We start from the raw sequence: 16,760 nt of genomic DNA on the forward strand, positions 1-16,760 counted from the left end.
TATCTGCTGGCCAGCCTGCTGCTGCCCGATGTCGCCGCCAGTCTGCGTGGTCTATACGGGGCCGAGGTCGCAGGGCAACTGAATCTCAGTCTGGGCTGGTGGCTCAGCGGCATTGGCGTCAGCCTCCTCGGCGCTCTGCTGGCCGGTGCCAACAGTTTGTTGCGAGCGGCGCGCCTGCCGCTGCTGGCGCTGGCCGATGCTCAAGCCTGGCAGCAGGCACATGCTCGCTGGTTGCGTCGTCAGGGTTGGGTGGCCGTGATCTTTGCCGTCGTGGCGGTCGTCGCACTTTGGCTGGGCGATTCGCTGGGATCAGGCTTCGTCATGGTCTCCGCATTGTTACTCGGCGCGGCATTGGGGCTGCCCGTTTTACTGGATGCAATGCTCGGCGGATTGTTGAAGCGCGGCCACTCGGTCACCGGTCAGTGGTTTTTCGCCGACTGCAGGCAACAGCTACCCACGCTGAGTCTGGCCTTGATGGCGTTGCTGCTGGCAATGGCCGCCAACATCGGCGCAGGCAGCATGACTTCGGGCTTCCGTGAAACCTTCAATAGCTGGATGGCACAGCGTCTGACCGCAGAGCTGTACGTCAGCCCCCAAGACCCGACCCAGGCTGAACCGCTGCAGCGCTGGCTGAGCCAGCAACCGGCGATCACGGCGGTGCTGCCCAACTGGCAGGTGCCGATCCAATTGCACGGCTGGCCCGCCGACCTGTTTGGTGTGATTGATCACAGCACCTACCGCCAGCACTGGGAACTGCTCGACGCTGCGGCGGGCAACCCTTGGGATCAACTGGCCGAGCAGGACACGATCATGCTCAGCGAGCAAATGGCCCGGCGGCTGAACGTGCGCCTTGGCGATACCCTGCCCCTTCCGATGCCTGGCGGCCCCTGGCCGGTACGCATCGTTGGCATCTATGCCGACTACGGAAATCCGAAGGGCCATCTGCTGGTCAATTCCACGAAGCTGCTTGCCCACTGGCCGCAGCTGAAACCGGTCCGGTTCAATTTGCGGATCGCCCCGTCCGACATCGCCCCTCTGATCGCCTCGCTGCAGAAGCAGTTCGTTCTGGATGACAGCCGCATCATTGATCAGAGCCAGCTCAAGGGCTGGTCCAGCCAGGTATTCGAGCGCACGTTCGCAGCCACTGCCGCCCTCAACAGCCTGACCCTGGGTGTAGCGGGCATCGCGCTGTTCATCAGCCTGCTGACCCAGAGTCAGAGCCGCCTCGGGCAGCTTGCACCGCTCTGGGCGATGGGCGTCACGCGACGACACTTGATGCTGCTCAACCTCGCTCAGACCTGGATGCTGGCGGTGCTGACCGTGATCCTGGCATTGCCGCTGGGCATCGCTCTGGCCTGGTGCCTGAATACCGTGATCAATGTACAGGCCTTCGGCTGGCGATTGCCGCTACGGGTCTTCCCGTGGCAATTGTTGCAGTTGATGAGCCTGGCGGTTCTGGCGACATTGCTCGCATCGGCCTGGCCGCTGTTCAGACTGTACAGAAGCCGACCGAGCGATCTGCTGAGGACCTTTGCCGATGAACGTTAAGTGGCTGGTCTTGATGGTCGCCCTGTTGCTGACGGCCTGCGATGACAAACCGGTCCCTGAATCCGGCTTCGCCGGGCTGGGCGACAAGGCGGACGCTTATACCCAGGTTGTGCCGGGCCGTGTGTTCGCTTTTCCAGAGGATCACGGACAGCATCCGGGTTTTCGGATCGAGTGGTGGTACATCACGGCCACCTTGAAAAATGACCAGGATCAACAATTCGGCGTGCAATGGACACTGTTTCGCATCGCGTTAGGTCCTGGCACTGAAAATGGCAGCGGATGGCATGACGGCACGATCTGGCTAGGGCATGCTGCCGCCACATCAGCCACGGGACATCACTTTGCAGGGCGCTCCGCACGTGGCGGCGTGGGGCAGGCCAACGTGACGACGACGCCGTTCTCCGCCTGGATCGACGACTGGTCGATGAGCAGCGACTCCAACACAGAAGATCCTCTGGCCAGTATGCACTTGGTCGCCAGTGGTGAGGACTTCCGTTATAACCTGCACCTGACGTCCAAGAAGCCTTTGGTACTGCAAGGTGACAAGGGTTACAGCCAGAAATCCGATGCAGGCCAGGCTTCCTATTACTACAGCCAGCCTTTTTTCGATGCCAAGGGCCGCGTAGAAATCGAAGGCAAAACCTATCAGGTCACCGGCAACGCCTGGCTGGACCGGGAGTGGAGCAGTCAACCCTTGACCGCCAATCAAACCGGCTGGGACTGGTTTTCCCTGCAATTGGCAGGTGGCGAGCGGCTGATGCTTTACCGGATTCGCCATAAGAATGGCGAGCACTACGTCACCGGGAACTGGATAGCGGCTGATGGGAGCACTCAATTGCTGAACGCGGGTGAAGTCAGCCTGGAGCCGCTCAACCTCACGGATATCGGCGATCGCCAGTTGCCTACACGCTGGTCGATCAAGATCCCCGGCAAGCACCTGGACATCACCACCAAGGCGCTCAACTCCAAAGCCTGGATGGGTCTGAATATCCCGTACTGGGAAGGTCCGGTGACGTTCGATGGCAGCCAGCGAGGCGTCGGCTACCTGGAGATGACCGGGTATTGAACGGCGTCCAGCCTGACATAAAGCTGCACGTAATCCGGGCTGCAGGCCGATAGCCACGCCCAGCGAGAGCCCCTTCTTATAACTTTTTGATCTAAAACTACCGCGATTGGCTCGGGTCAGTTTCTGGGTGACTGCACTTTCTCAGTCACCTCCCCAACGGAAACCCGGTAAGGACTTATGTGCGGATTAGCAGGTGAACTACGTTTCGACCATCAACCAGCGGACCTTGCCGCTGTTGAACGTATTACCCATGAGCTGGCGCCTCGCGGCCCGGATGCGTGGGGGTTTCACAGCCAGGGGCCGATTGCCCTTGGTCATCGCCGACTGAAAATCATGGACCTGTCCGATGGTTCGGCGCAGCCCATGATCGATAGCCATCTGGGCCTGTCGATGGCCTTCAACGGCGCGATTTATAACTTTCCGGAATTGCGTGCCGAGCTTGAAGCGCTGGGTTATTCGTTCCATTCCGGTGGCGACACTGAAGTGCTGCTCAAGGGCTATCACGCGTGGGGCGCAGACATGTTGCCCAAGCTCAATGGCATGTTCGCGTTCGCCATCTGGGAGCGCGACAGCAAGCGCCTGTTCATTGCTCGTGACCGACTGGGCGTCAAGCCGCTGTACCTGTCGAAAACCGACAAACGTCTGCGCTTCGCCTCGTCGCTGCCTGCGCTGCTCAAGGGCGGTGACATCAGCCCGCTGCTCGACCCGATTGCACTCAATCATTACCTGAATTTCCACGCCGTGGTGCCTGCGCCGCGCACTCTGCTCGCGGGTGTGGAAAAGCTGCCGCCCGCCAGCTGGATGCGCATTGATGCCAGTGGCCAGGTCGAACAAAAAGTTTGGTGGACACTGCCGTACGGTCCTCACGAGGACGAGAAAAACCTCACGCTGGAAGACTGGCGCGACCGCGTACTGGACAGCACCCGCGAAGCCGTGGCGATTCGCCAACGCGCTGCCGTGGATGTCGGTGTACTGCTTTCGGGCGGCGTCGACTCCAGCATGCTGGTCGGCCTGCTGCGTGAAGTAGGTGTCGAGGACCTGTCGACATTCTCCATCGGTTTCCAGGATGCCGGTGGCGAGCGTGGCGACGAGTTCCAGTATTCGGACCTGATCGCCAAACATTACGGCACCCGTCACCATCAGCTGCGCATTCAGGAAAGCGAGATCATCGAGCAGTTGCCCGCCGCGTTTCGTGCGATGAGCGAACCGATGGTCAGCCACGACTGCATCGCCTTCTACCTGCTGTCCCGTGAAGTGGCCAAACATTGCAAGGTGGTCCAGAGCGGCCAGGGCGCAGATGAACTGTTTGCTGGCTATCACTGGTACCCACAAGTCGATGGCGCGAAAGACCCGGTTGCGGCCTACCGCGATGCCTTCGTCGACCGCAGCTACGCTGAATACGCTGAAACCGTGCAGCCCAAATGGCTGACACCCAACGATGCGGCCGGTGATTTCGTACGCGACCACTTCGCCCAACCCGGTGCCAGCGCGGCAGTCGACAAGGCCCTGCGTCTGGACAGCACCGTGATGCTGGTGGATGACCCGGTCAAGCGCGTGGACAACATGACTATGGCCTGGGGCCTGGAAGCACGTACGCCGTTCCTGGATTATCGCCTGGTCGAGTTGTCGGCGCGCATTCCCGGCAAATTCAAGCTGCCGGATGGCGGCAAGCATGTGCTGAAAGAAGCCGCACGCATGGTCATTCCGTCCGAGGTCATCGACCGCAAGAAAGGCTATTTCCCGGTACCAGGCCTCAAGCACTTGCAGGGCGACACCCTCAATTGGGTGCGCGAGCTGCTGACCGATTCCAGCCAGGACCGTGGCCTGTTCAATCCGGCCATGATCGACAAGCTGTTGACCAATCCCGAGGGCCAGCTCACGCCACTGCGTGGCTCCAAGCTGTGGCAACTGGCTGCGCTGAACCTGTGGCTCAGCGAACAAGGACTGTGATCCATGAAACAGAATGCGACGACTTATAGCCAACGCCTGTTGCGCCGACAGTCGCCCTCGTATGAACGTCTGCAAGCGCGTTTCGCCGAAGACGGCAGCCAGCCGGATGCGGAGCCGCTGGCCCTGCACTGCGGCTGGGGGCGGCTGCTGATCGGCCATACCTTTCCGGATCCGGCGGCGCTGGCGCAGGACCTGCTCAACGAAAAGCCCGGCGAGCGTGACATTGCGCTTTACGTGGCCGCCCCGCAACAGGTTCTGGCGCAGGCCCCGCAACAGCTGTTTCTCGACCCTTCGGATACCTTGCGTTTGTGGTTCAGCGACTATCGCCCGGCGCATCGCGTGTTCCGTGGCTATCGCATCCGCCGTGCTCAGAGCGAATCCGACTGGCAGGCGATCAATAACCTGTACCTGGCGCGGGGTATGCTGCCTATCGATCACTCGCTGTTGACTCCTCGTCATCAGGGCGGTCCGGTTTACTGGATCGCTGAAGATGAGAGCACCAACACGGTGATCGGCAGCGTGATGGGCCTGAACCACCAGAAAGCCTTCAACGATCCAGAAAAAGGCAGCAGCCTGTGGTGCCTGGCGGTGGATCCGCAATGCACGCGTCCCGGTGTCGGTGAAGTGCTGGTCCGACATCTGGTCGAGCATTTCATGAGCCGGGGTCTCAGCTACCTCGACCTGTCGGTGCTACATGACAATGAACAAGCCAAGGCGCTGTATGCCAAGCTGAATTTCCGCAATCTGCAGACGTTCGCCATCAAGCGCAAGAACGGCATCAATGAGTCGCTGTTTCTCGGCCCAGGCCCGCAGGCGGAATTCAATCCCTATGCGCGGATCATCGTCGAAGAAGCCCACCGCCGCGGCATCGACGTGCAGGTGGACGACGCTGACGCCGGGCTGTTCACGCTCAGTTACGGCGGTCGGCGCATCCGCTGCCGCGAGTCGCTGAGCGATCTGACCAGCGCGGTGAGCATGACCTTGTGCCAGGATAAAAGCCTGACCCATCGAGCGCTTAAAGCCGCAGGCTTGCGTTTGCCTGCCCAGCAGCGGGCCGGCAGTGAAGAACAGAACCGTGCCTTTCTCGAGCAACACGGTCAGGTGGTGGTCAAGCCGCTGGATGGCGAACAGGGTCAGGGCGTTGCCGTGGACCTGCGTACGCTGGAAGACGTGCAGAACGCCATCGAACGTGCCCGTCAGTTCGATACCCGCGTGATTCTGGAAAGTTTTCACGAAGGCCTTGATCTGCGTATCGTCGTGATCGGTTTCGATGTGGTGGCGGCGGCGATCCGTCGCCCCGCTGAAATCATTGGTGATGGTCGCCACACCATCAAACAGTTGATCGAAGCGCAGAGCCGCCGCCGTGAAGCGGCGACCGATGGCGAGAGCCGCATCCCGATGGACGAGGAAACCGAACGTACCGTACGTGAGGCTGGCCACGACTATTCGAGCATTCTGCCGATGGACGAGCGCCTGGCTGTGCGTCGCACCGCCAATCTGCACACCGGTGGCTGTCTGGAAGATGTCACCGCGATCCTGCACCCGGTGCTGGTCGACGCCGCAGTACGTGCTGCACGAGCGCTGGACATTCCGGTGGTCGGTCTGGACCTGATGGTCCCGGCCGCCGATCAGCCCGAGTATGTGTTCATTGAAGCCAATGAGCGCGTCGGACTCGCCAATCACGAACCTCAACCTACTGCCGAACGCTTCGTCGATCTGCTGTTCCCGCACAGCCTGCCTGCGCACACCTAGACAGCTCCAGGTCCCGGGCCGAAGCGACGACCTGATCGTCGCTTGCGCCCGGTGCTTGCCGCTTTACCCAAGAGGAGCCTTCCATGACCCCTGCAACCATCCCCGATCCGGATCTGAAGTACCTGCAGAAAGTTCTGTTGGAAATGCTCGCGATCCCAAGCCCGACCGGTTTCACCGACACTATCGTGCGTTACGTCGCCGAGCGTCTGGAAGAACTCGGCATTCCGTTCGAACTGACTCGTCGTGGCACCATTCGCGCGACGCTCAAGGGCAAACAGAACTCGCCCGACCGCGCCGTCTCTGCGCACCTGGACACCATTGGTGCCAGTGTTCGCGAGGTCAAGGAAAATGGTCGTCTGGCCTTGGCGGCCGTTGGCTGCTGGTCGAGCCGCTTTGCCGAAGGCAGTCGGGTCAGTGTGTTCACCGACACCGGTATCATTCGCGGCAGCGTACTGCCGCTGATGGCCTCCGGGCACGCATTCAATACTGCGGTCGATGAGATGCCGATCAGTTGGGACCATGTCGAGTTGCGTCTGGATGCCTACTGCACCACCCGCGCCGACTGCGAATCGCTGGGTATCGGCATCGGCGACTTCGTGGCCTTCGACCCGCTGCCCGAGTTCACCGAAAGCGGGCACATCAGCGCTCGACACCTCGATGACAAGGCTGGTGTTGCCGCGCTGTTGGCCGCGCTGAAATCCATTGTCGACAGCGGTGCCGAGCCGTTGATCGACTGCCATCCGCTGTTCACCATCACCGAGGAGACCGGCACGGGTGCTGCGGGTGTGTTGCCGTGGGATGTGAGCGAATTCGTCGGCATCGACATCGCCCCCGTCGCGCCGGGCCAGCACTCCAGCGAACATGCGGTCAGCGTGGCCATGCAGGATTCGGGCGGCCCTTATGACTATCACCTGTCCCGCCATTTACTGCGCCTGGGCGTCGACAATGAATTGCCAGTGCGCCGCGACCTGTTCCGGTATTACTACAGCGACGCGCACTCGGCCGTCACTTCCGGCCACGATATCCGCACTGCCCTGCTGGCCTTCGGCTGCGATGCGACTCACGGTTACGAGCGCACGCACATCGACAGCCTCGCGGCCCTCAGCAAACTGCTGGGCGCCTACATGCTCAGTCCGCCGGTGTTCGCCAGCGACGCTAAACCGGGTCAGGCTTCACTGGAACAGTTCAGTCATCAGATCGAACACGATGCGCAGATGGAGTCAGACACCCGCGTGCCACCCGTGGACAGCCTGATCGGACAGAATCGCGAAGAGAACTGATCGAAAAAAACCGGTCGACAACGCAGCAAGGCCATTCCCGTGCAGGCCTGACGGGCGTGGTCTTGTTCGCCGGAACAGGACTTTGACCGCCTCACAAATTGCGACACCCTACGCTGCACACTATCATCGCCGGCTATCGACACGAGAACCGCCATGCTCATTCCCTACGACCAGCTTGAACCCGATACCCTCACCCGCCTGATCGAGGACTTCGTCACGCGGGAAGGCACTGACAATGGCGACGAGACGCCGCTGCAGACCCGCGTTCTGCGCGTACGTCATGCGCTGACCAAAGGTCAGGCGGTGATCTTCTTCGATCTGGAAAGCCAGCAGTGTCAACTGATGCTCAAGCACGACGTGCCCAAGGAGTTCTTTGACTGAAGGTCAGGCAGCCGGCGACCCGGATTGCTGCTGCGCCAGCTTGTTGGCGATACGCCGGAACACTTCGGCGCGGTGGATCTTGATGTCCTTGGGCGCATCGATGCCCAGCCGGACCTGATTGCCATTGACCCCCAGAATCTGCACGGTGATGTCATCACCAATCGAAAAGGTCTCACCGATTTCCCGCGTCAGTACCAGCATGTTCAACTCTCTTGTTGTTACAAAAGAGTCAGCGTGCAGTGCCGGACGGAGGGCAGCAATACGGTGTTGGCAAATCAGTAATGCCCTTCAAGCGCATCGGAATGCACCGAAGGACATGCCCTACTTTCAAGCCTAAAACGTAGGAAAACTCTCTTCTTACGCGCCCGACCGACACGAACGGTCAGTGCGACTGCCGGGCCTTGGCACGCATTTTCCCGCACATGACCGTCATTTCGTCGTACATCGCCTGCGGATGCTTGCGCTTCAATTCCCAGGCCAGGCGGCCCTCTTCGTGCGGCAGGATCATGAATTCGCCTTTGCCGACCTGCTCGAAAATGTGGTCGGCGATGTCACTGGCGGTGATCGGGGACTTCTCCAGCAGCCTGCCAATCTGCGCTTTCATGGAGGGCGTCGGTCCACGAAACGAATCCAGCAGGTTGGTCTGGAAGAACGAAGGGCAGACGACGTGCACATCAATTTCCTGATCGCACAACTCCACCAGCAGGCTTTCCGACAGCGCGACCACACCGGCTTTGGCAACGTTGTAGTTGCTCATCGCCGGAGCCTGCATCAAGGCGGCCATGGACGCGATATTGATGATTTTGCCCTTGCTGGCCTGGAGCATCGGCAGGAACGCCTTGCAGCCCTTGACCACGCCCATCAGGTTGATTGCGATCTGCCAGTCCCAGTCTTCCAGCGACAGCTCATTGAAGAACCCGCCTGACGCCACGCCCGCGTTGTTGACGATAACGTCGATGCCGCCGAAACGCTCTTCACAGGCCTGAGCGAAAGCGGTGAGCTGGCTGTAGTCGCGTACATCGCAACGCTGGACGAAACCGTCACCGCCCGCTTCGCGCACCATCGCAAGGGTTTGCTGCAGACCGGTGTCGTTGACGTCCGACAACGCCAGCCGCCAGCCTTCGCGCGCCCAGCGCAGTGCAATTTCACGGCCCAGACCCGAGCCTGCGCCGGTAATCATGATGCGGTTCTGCATAACGGAATGCCTTGTGATGTACGGGAGTAGACGGAGTGTAATCACAGCCGGGCCTGTGCATCCCCACCATCAAGACGCTGAATGCCTGGAGCAAACCCGCGGCTCAGCCGTGCCGCAATCTGCGAATTCCACGTACCAGCAACACGCCGTAGATCGATGCGTTGATCAACACAACGATACCGCCAAGCCAGAGCTGGATCTGAGGCGTAAGAGCTGCGGGATAGATCAGCGGGATCAGGTAATGCTCGATAAAACCGCCTTCATAACCCTGCTCGCCCGCCCGACTGCGCAGGGCATTTTCCAGCGGCGTCAACGGGCAATACAGGTGCAGGAATTCGACAGCCACGCCCCACAGCATGGCCGGGACGTGCAGCAGCGCCATCCATGACCAGCGCAACACGAACACGCCACCCAACAACACGAACAGAATGAACAACAGGTGGAAAAGCACCACACTGTCGGCAGCAAGGCGGTAGATCATTGGCACATCCTGAGTGATTTTAGAGCCATGACGCCGAGGCTTTAATTGCCCGTTAGTTCAATCTTTTATCACCGTTTAGCGAAGTATCTGCATCGGTAAAACCTGCAACGACTCAACTCAAGCCATTGATATAGAACAGTTTTAAAAATTGTAAGTTTTTATTCAAACCCGGTCGAACCTTTCATGAACCGCCAGAGTCGGATGTTTCAAGCAGGTAAAACTTTACGCCTTAGAGCTGGAAATTTTAACTGCAGGACCTCTAACCGGATTACAAGAAGGAACTCACCATGGGCATCGGCACTATTCTTATCATCGTTCTGATTCTGCTGCTGATCGGCGGCCTGCCGGTCTTCCCGCACTCGCGCAGCTGGGGCTACGGTCCGTCGGGCGTGATCGGTACGATTCTGATCATTCTGCTGATTCTGGTGTTGCTCGGCAGGATATAACCCGTCCGACAAAAACCCCGCTGTTGCCAGCGGGGTTTTTTATTGCCTTGTGTTTACCCATGAAAAAAGCAGCCCGAAGGCTGCTTTTCAATGCTGCATGCCGCTTAGTGTGACACCGCACCACTGGCACCCAGGCCGGTCTGCGAACGTACGAACTGCGGGAAGAACAAGGCGCGCTCGCCCTCCGCCGCTTTCGACTTGTCGGTGATGGAGAAGAACCAGACACCCACGAACGCGATGGCGATGGAGAACAACGCCGGGTATTCGTAAGGGAAGATGGCTTTCGGGTTATGCAGGATCTGCACCCAGATGGTAGGGCCCAGCACCATTAGCACGACCGCACTGATCAAGCCCATCCAGCCGCCAATCATAGCGCCACGGGTGGTCAGGTTCTTCCAGTACATGGAAAGCAGCAGGATCGGGAAGTTGCAGCTCGCCGCAACCGAGAACGCCAGGCCGACCATGAACGCGATGTTCTGGCTTTCGAAGGCGATACCCAGCAGGATCGCCACGACCGCCAGGGCGATGGTGGTGATCTTGGAGATGCGGATCTCATCCTTCTCGTTGGCCTTGCCTGCCTTGATCACGCTGGCGTACAGGTCATGGGACACCGCCGAGGCACCAGCCAGGGTCAGACCGGCAACCACTGCCAGAATAGTGGCGAACGCCACCGCAGAGATGAAGCCCAGGAACAGACTGCCGCCCACGGCATCCGCCAGGTGAACCGCCGCCATATTGTTACCGCCCAACAGCGCACCGGCTGCGTCCTTGAACATCGGGTTGGTGCTGACCAGCAGGATCGCGCCAAAACCGATGATGAAGGTCAGGATGTAGAAGTAGCCGATGAAACCGGTGGCGTAGAGCACCGATTTGCGGGCTTCCTTGGCATCACTCACGGTGAAGAAGCGCATCAGGATGTGTGGCAGGCCGGCAGTACCGAACATCAGTGCCAGGCCGAGCGAGAACGCCGAGATCGGGTCTTTCACCAGGCCGCCAGGGCTCATGATCGCTTCACCTTTGGGGTGAACCTTGATCGCCTCGGAGAACAGCATGTTGAAGTCGAAATTGACGTGTTTCATGACCATCAGCGCCATGAACGAGGCACCGGACAGCAGCATCACCGCCTTGATGATCTGTACCCAGGTGGTGGCCAGCATGCCGCCGAACAGCACGTACAGGCACATCAGGATACCGACCAGTACCACGGCAACGGTGTAATCCAGGCCGAACAGCAGCTGGATCAGCTTGCCTGCGCCGACCATCTGGGCAATCAGGTAGAACGCAACCACAACCAGCGAACCGCAGGCCGACAGGGTACGAATCTCTTTTTGCTTCAAACGATAGGACGCTACGTCGGCGAAGGTGTACTTGCCCAGGTTACGCAGGCGCTCGGCGATCAGGAACAGGATGATCGGCCAGCCCACCAGGAAGCCGATCGAGTAGATCAGGCCGTCGTAGCCGGAGGTATACACCAGCGCGGAAATACCCAGGAAGGACGCTGCCGACATGTAGTCGCCTGCGATGGCCAGACCGTTCTGAAAACCGGTGATCTTGCCGCCTGCGGAGTAGTAGTCCGACGCTGTCTTGTTTTTCTTCGACGCCCAGTAGGTGATGTAAAGCGTGAAGCATACGAACAACAGGAACATCACGATCGCCGAGACGTTCAGGGGTTGTTTCTGTACCGCCCCGGTCAGGGCATCTGCCGCCATGAGGGCCGGCGCACATACGGACAGGCCGAGGGCCACGGATAGACGACGAATCATTGCTGAGCCTCCTTGAGAATCGCATTGTTCAGATCGTCGAACTCGCCATTGGCCCGGCGCACGTAAATGGCCGTCAGGATGAATGCCGAGACAATCAGGCCTACCCCGATCGGCATCCCCCAGGTAATCGATGAGGTCGCGCTCAGTTTGGCACCCAGGATATGCGGCCCGTACGCAATCAATAAGATGAATGCGGCGTAAAGCCCGAGCATGATCGCCGAGAGAATCCAGGCGAAACGCTCTCTCTTGGAAACCAGCTCCTTGAATCGCGGGCTGTTTTGAATCGAGAGGTAAATGCTGTCGTTCATTGTTTTTGTCCTCGCAGCACAGATGAGATGTCACGCAATCCACTTTAGTCGGGTCCGGCGCGCACTCCAGACGACCTTAGTATTAGAACGACATTAGTTGTAGATCGACGGCTCTGCCGGATATCGGGAAAAGATCATGCAGCCAGCGCTTCACAACCTCCGGCGCCGGACAGACAAAAGGCCATCTGGCTGAAGTGCCAGATGGCCTTGAAAGGCTTGAAGCAGAAGCGTCAGGCGTTATTTGGCGGTCCAGGCGGCAACGCGATCAGGGTGCTTGGCGACCCATTCCTTGGCAGCGGCTTCAGGCTTGGCACCGTCCTGAATGGCCAGCATCACTTCACCGATCTCGTCCTTGGAAGCCCACTGGAATTTTTTCAGGAACGCCACCACGTCAGGCGCTTTTTTCTCAAGGCCCAGGCTTGCGACGTTGTCGACGGTCTCGGCAGCGCCATAGACGCCCTTGGGATCTTCCAGGAAGCGCAGCTTCCACTTGGCGAACATCCAGTGCGGCACCCAACCGGTTACGGCGATGGATTCGTTCCGCTTTTCCGCCCGGGTCAGTTCGGCAATCATGCCTGCGCCGGAGCTGGCCTGCAGCTTGTAACCGTCCAGCCCGTAATCCTTGATGGCCTGATCAGTCTTGATCATCACGCCCGAGCCTGCGTCGATGCCAGTGATCTTCTTCTTGAAGGAATCATCGGTCTTGAGGTCTTCGATGGTCTTGGCTTTCACGTACTCCGGCACGATCAGGCCGATCTTGGCGTCCTTGAAGTTGGGGCCGTAGTTGACGACCTGATCCTTGTACTTGCTGTAGTACTCGCCATGCGTACCCGGCAGCCAGGCGGACAACATCATGTCGAGCTTGTCGGTGGCAACCGCCTGCCACATGATCCCGGCGGCCACGGATTGCAATTTCACGTCATAGCCGAGCTTCTGTTTGAGCACCTCGGAGGCCACGAAGGTGGTGGCCACGCTGTCGGACCAGCCCTCTACATAGCCAATGGTCAGCGTCTTGGTTTGAGCAAGGGCCAGCGTGGAGCTGACAGCAAGTACCAGAGCGGCACCCGCGCCCAGGATTTTTCGCATCTTCATCGTCACTTCCCCGGAAGTCCTGCACCGACGAATGTCGGGCATGGTTAACGTTGTTCTTCAGGACCGCATGCCTGCCCGACTTTGGGGCAGGCTGCGACCTGCACGCTTCGATCGCTCCTGCGCGCAATGACACGCACCGCAACGCCACCTTGATCATCGACCTGCGCCGTGATCCGGCATGCTCTGCCTGCGACACCGGGACAACGGGAAACGACATCACACAGCCATCAACGACACGGCCAGGCGAAAAGCGTCCTCACCCTCATCTGTTTTTTGCGTACCGGACTGACCAGCGTGACGTCGTTTCACGAGAGAGTCGGCGCACGGGCCCGCTTGCCAGCCAGCGACACGCACCACGCTGGTTCGTCATGAAAGCGGAAACAGGATGTGTTACCGCTACCTCACTTGTGCCTCCCGATTCGGGTAACACGGAAACATACAGACCGTTTTTTGGTGCTACGCCCATCGAATAAAATTATTAAGCCATTGTTTTTATTGAATTTTTAAAAGTTGGCACAGCTTCTGCTATCTCTCCTGCACAACAAAAACAATAAATGCGCAGCAAACCAATAAGAACAAGACGTAACGGCTCTGACATAACAAGAACAACACGGACAGAGACGCAGCTAACAGATTTTTTTGGAGTGGATCAGCTTTACAGGGACTTCGGCTCACGAGGCTCCGCAACCGGACAGAGAACAATAAAACTGCCTCAAGGTAGCTCCAGAACCGGTTGGACCCCGACGTTGTGCAGACAGAGGGTTAAAGTGAATCAGCGCTCAAAAAAATACGTTTGCTCTTGATCCCGGATGGGGATCGCACAAGAACGCAGTAAAGGGACAGGTCGCCAAAAACAACAACAGGCCGCCCTATAACAATAAAAAGAGCACGCAAAACACATTAGAAGGAGAGCTCCGGCTCTCCTTTGTGCTGTCTGGCGTTCAGGTTTTATTTCCAGCGCAGCGAATCTTTTCTCGACGCGGCCCTCCAACCCCGTTCTGATACGCCGATATACCGTCTGAAACGGAACGACAGCGCATGTGCACCGGCAAAATCCGGTGGTGTGGAAAAAAAAGCACAGATCTGCATTGCAAAATCCACAGACCGTGTATTGTTCCGTCAGGTTTACAAGGTTCGCACCCGCAATGCGGCACTTTGGCACTACACCGGTGGTCATAGCCTGCGTACCTCATCAGCACTTCTTTCCCAAGGGATTTAGTCATGCTCCGTTTTCTGCGCTTCGCTACCGTTATTGGTGGCCTGTGTTTAAGTGCGTCCGCTCTGGCGACGAATGTCGACCCCGCCACTTATGGCTACCCGCTGACTAATCCGTTCGAAGCGACCATTGCAACAACACCTCCGGACCTGCGTCCCGACCTGCCCGATGACGAAGACATCGATCAGGATGTCTACACGCTCAACCTTCACCCTGAGCGGGAGTTCACCCTGCCCGACAATTTCTGGGCGGTGAAGAAGCTGCACTACCGGCTGGCCAGGCAGGATCACGCCGCGCCGCTGATTTTTCTGATCGCGGGCACCGGCGCGCCTTACAACAGCACCATCAATGAATTCCTGAAGAAGCTCTATTACGGCGCGGGTTACCACGTCGTGCAGTTGTCGTCGCCCACCAGCTACGACTTCATGAGTTCGGCCTCACGCTTCGCAACACCCGGCATCTCAAAGGATGACGCCGAAGACCTATACCGCGTGATGCAAGCGATTCGCGCACAACAGGCGCAACTTCCAGTGACAGACTATTACCTGACCGGCTACAGCCTCGGTGCGCTCAACGCAGCGTTCGTCAGCCAACTGGATGAAACCCGTCGCAGCTTCAACTTCAAGAAAGTGTTGTTGCTCAACCCGCCGGTCAATCTTTACACCTCGATCAGCAACCTCGACAAACTGGTACAGACCAACGTCAAGGGCATCAACAACACCACCACGTTCTATGAACTTGTACTGGCCAAGTTGACGCGTTACTTCCGCCAGAAGGGCTACATCGATCTCAACGATGCCCTGCTGTTCGACTTTCAACAGTCCAAGCAGCACCTGACCAATGAACAGATGGCGATGCTGATCGGCACCTCGTTCCGCTTCTCGTCAGCCGATATCGCGTTCACGTCCGATCTGATCAACCGCCGCGGCCTGATCACGCCACCCAAGTTTCCGATTACCGAAGGCACCAGTCTGACCCCGTTCCTCAAGCGTGCCTTGCAGTGTGACTTCGACTGCTACCTGACCGAACAGGTCATCCCGATGTGGCGCGCCCGCACCGATGGCGGCAGCCTGTTGCAACTGGTCGATCAGGTCAGCCTGTACGCCCTCAAAGATTACCTGCACAGCAACACCAAGATCGCGGTCATGCACAACGCTGACGACGTGATTCTGGGTTCCGGTGACCTAGGCTTCCTGCGCAAGACTTTCGGCGATCGCCTGACCGTTTATCCGTACGGCGGCCATTGCGGCAACATCAATTACCGCGTCAACAGCGACGCCATGCTGGAGTTCTTCCGTGGCTAAACGTCTTTTACTTCTTGCCGCCCTGCTCTGCGCAAGTACCGCACACGCCGCTGACGCGGCCACCAGCAACAAGGCCGAGCATCCGGCGACCGTTGCCCGCCAGCTGGACGCCGACGGTTTCACTCAGCCACTCAAGTCGCTGCAGTTCAACCCGGGCCTGGATCAGCGTGAGTTCGAGCGTGCGTCCATCAACGCCCTGGAAGTCTACGACCCGCTGGAATCCTGGAACCGCCGCGTCTACCACTTCAACTACCGCTTCGACGAATGGGTGTTCCTGCCCGTCGTGAACGGCTACCGCTACGTGACACCGGGCTTCGTACGCAGCGGTGTCAGCAACTTTTTCAGCAACCTGGGCGACGTGCCCAACCTGCTCAACAGCCTGCTGCAGTTCAAGGGCCAGCGCTCGATGGAAACCACCGGCCGCCTGCTGCTCAACACCACCATCGGCATCGCCGGCCTGTGGGACCCGGCGACCATGATGGGCCTGCCGCGCCAGAGTGAAGACTTCGGCCAGACCCTGGGTTTCTACGGCGTTCCAGCGGGTCCTTACCTGGTACTGCCGCTGTTCGGCCCTTCCAACCTGCGTGACACCGGTGGGTTGCTGTTCGATTACACCGCCGAGCAGCAGATCAACTTCCTGAACGTGGCAGAAGTCAGCAATGATCATCCGGAGATCATCGTGTTGCGGGGCATCGACAAGCGCTACGTGACCAGCTTCCGTTACGGTCAACTGAACTCGCCGTTCGAGTACGAGAAAGTGCGTTACGTGTACACCGAGTCGCGCAAGTTGCAGATCGCCGAGTAAGCGAAGCGCGCACAAAAGACGGCCAGCCCGAGTGATCGGACTGGCCGTTTTTGCAGCTGAATCGAGCCAATCACAAACAGTGCCACGCTCGACATATCGACTGGCACGATCAATTACAGCAGTTTTTCAGATCTTTTTATCGATTGGACAGGCATACCATGGCACCCATTGCC

The 16,760-nt window shown here is 58.9% G+C and carries 15 protein-coding genes; 9 read left to right on the forward strand and 6 right to left on the reverse strand.

The annotated features are described in order from the left end of the window. From BZK31_RS19140 to BZK31_RS19165, 6 genes are all read left to right on the forward strand, one after another. Positions 1–1,548, forward strand: a 1,548-nt coding sequence (locus BZK31_RS19140) for an ABC transporter permease (RefSeq protein ID WP_157900767.1), incomplete at its 5' end; no start/stop codon positions are given. Beyond that, positions 1,538–2,614, forward strand: a complete 1,077-nt coding sequence (locus BZK31_RS19145; protein WP_167378049.1) for a lipocalin-like domain-containing protein — start codon at positions 1,538–1,540, stop codon at positions 2,612–2,614. The genes BZK31_RS19140 and BZK31_RS19145, both read left to right, overlap by 11 nt. 177 nt (positions 2,615–2,791) lie before the next feature. Further along, on the forward strand, positions 2,792–4,564 hold the full coding sequence (locus tag BZK31_RS19150) for an N-acetylglutaminylglutamine amidotransferase (protein ID WP_083184507.1): 1,773 nt from the start codon (positions 2,792–2,794) through the stop codon (positions 4,562–4,564). A 3-nt stretch (positions 4,565–4,567) separates the two neighbouring features. Beyond that, positions 4,568–6,316: an N-acetylglutaminylglutamine synthetase gene (gene ngg, locus BZK31_RS19155; protein ID WP_083184508.1), complete on the forward strand. Its 1,749-nt coding sequence runs from the start codon at positions 4,568–4,570 to the stop codon at positions 6,314–6,316. Between the two features lie 83 nt (positions 6,317–6,399). Then, the gene (locus BZK31_RS19160) at positions 6,400–7,596 is read left to right on the forward strand and encodes an osmoprotectant NAGGN system M42 family peptidase (RefSeq protein ID WP_083184509.1); all 1,197 of its coding nucleotides are present in this window, start codon (positions 6,400–6,402) and stop codon (positions 7,594–7,596) included. A 153-nt stretch (positions 7,597–7,749) separates the two neighbouring features. Further along, positions 7,750–7,977: a YheU family protein gene (locus BZK31_RS19165; RefSeq protein WP_004879420.1), complete on the forward strand. Its 228-nt coding sequence runs from the start codon at positions 7,750–7,752 to the stop codon at positions 7,975–7,977. Positions 7,978–7,980: 3 nt separating this feature from the next. Here BZK31_RS19165 and csrA read toward each other — a convergent pair whose 3' ends face one another. The 3 genes from csrA to BZK31_RS19180 all read right to left on the reverse strand — a co-directional run bounded on the left by csrA (position 7,981) and on the right by BZK31_RS19180 (position 9,653). Continuing rightward, on the reverse strand, positions 7,981–8,178 hold the full coding sequence (csrA, locus tag BZK31_RS19170; protein ID WP_083184510.1) for a carbon storage regulator CsrA: 198 nt from the start codon (positions 8,176–8,178) through the stop codon (positions 7,981–7,983). A gap of 181 nt (positions 8,179–8,359) precedes the next feature. Further along, the gene (locus BZK31_RS19175) at positions 8,360–9,172 is read right to left on the reverse strand and encodes an SDR family oxidoreductase (protein WP_083184511.1); all 813 of its coding nucleotides are present in this window, start codon (positions 9,170–9,172) and stop codon (positions 8,360–8,362) included. 103 nt (positions 9,173–9,275) lie between these two features. Next, complete coding sequence (locus BZK31_RS19180) at positions 9,276–9,653, reverse strand: DUF2784 domain-containing protein (RefSeq protein ID WP_083184512.1); 378 nt, start codon at positions 9,651–9,653, stop codon at positions 9,276–9,278. A 287-nt stretch (positions 9,654–9,940) separates the two neighbouring features. Between BZK31_RS19180 and BZK31_RS19185 the strand changes: the two genes are divergently transcribed. After that, on the forward strand, positions 9,941–10,099 hold the full coding sequence (locus BZK31_RS19185; RefSeq protein ID WP_083184513.1) for a DUF3309 family protein: 159 nt from the start codon (positions 9,941–9,943) through the stop codon (positions 10,097–10,099). 104 nt (positions 10,100–10,203) lie between these two features. On the opposite strand, the gene BZK31_RS19190 is transcribed toward BZK31_RS19185, so the two are convergent. The 3 genes from BZK31_RS19190 to BZK31_RS19200 all read right to left on the reverse strand — a co-directional run bounded on the left by BZK31_RS19190 (position 10,204) and on the right by BZK31_RS19200 (position 13,262). After that, entirely contained in the window at positions 10,204–11,862 is a 1,659-nt protein-coding gene (locus BZK31_RS19190) for a cation acetate symporter (protein ID WP_083184514.1), read from the reverse strand. Continuing rightward, positions 11,859–12,170 (reverse strand): DUF485 domain-containing protein, encoded by a 312-nt coding sequence (locus BZK31_RS19195; RefSeq protein ID WP_083184515.1) that lies wholly within the window; start codon positions 12,168–12,170, stop codon positions 11,859–11,861. Before BZK31_RS19195 ends, BZK31_RS19190 begins: the two co-directional genes overlap by 4 nt. A 237-nt stretch (positions 12,171–12,407) precedes the next feature. Continuing rightward, complete coding sequence (locus BZK31_RS19200) at positions 12,408–13,262, reverse strand: glycine betaine ABC transporter substrate-binding protein (RefSeq protein ID WP_083184516.1); 855 nt, start codon at positions 13,260–13,262, stop codon at positions 12,408–12,410. Positions 13,263–14,483: 1,221 nt separating this feature from the next. On the opposite strand from BZK31_RS19200, the gene BZK31_RS19215 reads away from it, so the two are divergent. Then, positions 14,484–15,782 (forward strand): serine/threonine protein kinase, encoded by a 1,299-nt coding sequence (locus BZK31_RS19215; protein WP_083184517.1) that lies wholly within the window; start codon positions 14,484–14,486, stop codon positions 15,780–15,782. Continuing rightward, the gene (locus BZK31_RS19220) at positions 15,775–16,587 is read left to right on the forward strand and encodes an MlaA family lipoprotein (RefSeq protein ID WP_083184518.1); all 813 of its coding nucleotides are present in this window, start codon (positions 15,775–15,777) and stop codon (positions 16,585–16,587) included. The genes BZK31_RS19215 and BZK31_RS19220 overlap by 8 nt, the downstream gene beginning before the upstream one ends. Positions 16,588–16,760: the final 173 nt, after the last annotated feature.

It is taken from the genome of Pseudomonas floridensis (assembly GCF_002087235.1).
Lineage (GTDB): Bacteria > Pseudomonadota > Gammaproteobacteria > Pseudomonadales > Pseudomonadaceae > Aquipseudomonas > Aquipseudomonas floridensis.

Bases quoted from the DNA above. Each gene is read 5' to 3' on its own strand.
- BZK31_RS19145 (WP_167378049.1), top strand. From the start codon at position 1,538: ATGAACGTTAAGTGGCTGGTCTTGATGGTCGCCCTGTTGCTGACGGCC.
- BZK31_RS19150 (WP_083184507.1), top strand. From the start codon at position 2,792: ATGTGCGGATTAGCAGGTGAACTACGTTTCGACCATCAACCAGCGGAC.
- ngg (WP_083184508.1), top strand. From the start codon at position 4,568: ATGAAACAGAATGCGACGACTTATAGCCAACGCCTGTTGCGCCGACAG.
- BZK31_RS19160 (WP_083184509.1), top strand. From the start codon at position 6,400: ATGACCCCTGCAACCATCCCCGATCCGGATCTGAAGTACCTGCAGAAA.
- BZK31_RS19165 (WP_004879420.1), top strand. From the start codon at position 7,750: ATGCTCATTCCCTACGACCAGCTTGAACCCGATACCCTCACCCGCCTG.
- csrA (WP_083184510.1), bottom strand. From the start codon at position 8,178: ATGCTGGTACTGACGCGGGAAATCGGTGAGACCTTTTCGATTGGTGAT.
- BZK31_RS19175 (WP_083184511.1), bottom strand. From the start codon at position 9,172: ATGCAGAACCGCATCATGATTACCGGCGCAGGCTCGGGTCTGGGCCGT.
- BZK31_RS19180 (WP_083184512.1), bottom strand. From the start codon at position 9,653: ATGATCTACCGCCTTGCTGCCGACAGTGTGGTGCTTTTCCACCTGTTG.
- BZK31_RS19185 (WP_083184513.1), top strand. From the start codon at position 9,941: ATGGGCATCGGCACTATTCTTATCATCGTTCTGATTCTGCTGCTGATC.
- BZK31_RS19190 (WP_083184514.1), bottom strand. From the start codon at position 11,862: ATGATTCGTCGTCTATCCGTGGCCCTCGGCCTGTCCGTATGTGCGCCG.
- BZK31_RS19195 (WP_083184515.1), bottom strand. From the start codon at position 12,170: ATGAACGACAGCATTTACCTCTCGATTCAAAACAGCCCGCGATTCAAG.
- BZK31_RS19200 (WP_083184516.1), bottom strand. From the start codon at position 13,262: ATGAAGATGCGAAAAATCCTGGGCGCGGGTGCCGCTCTGGTACTTGCT.
- BZK31_RS19215 (WP_083184517.1), top strand. From the start codon at position 14,484: ATGCTCCGTTTTCTGCGCTTCGCTACCGTTATTGGTGGCCTGTGTTTA.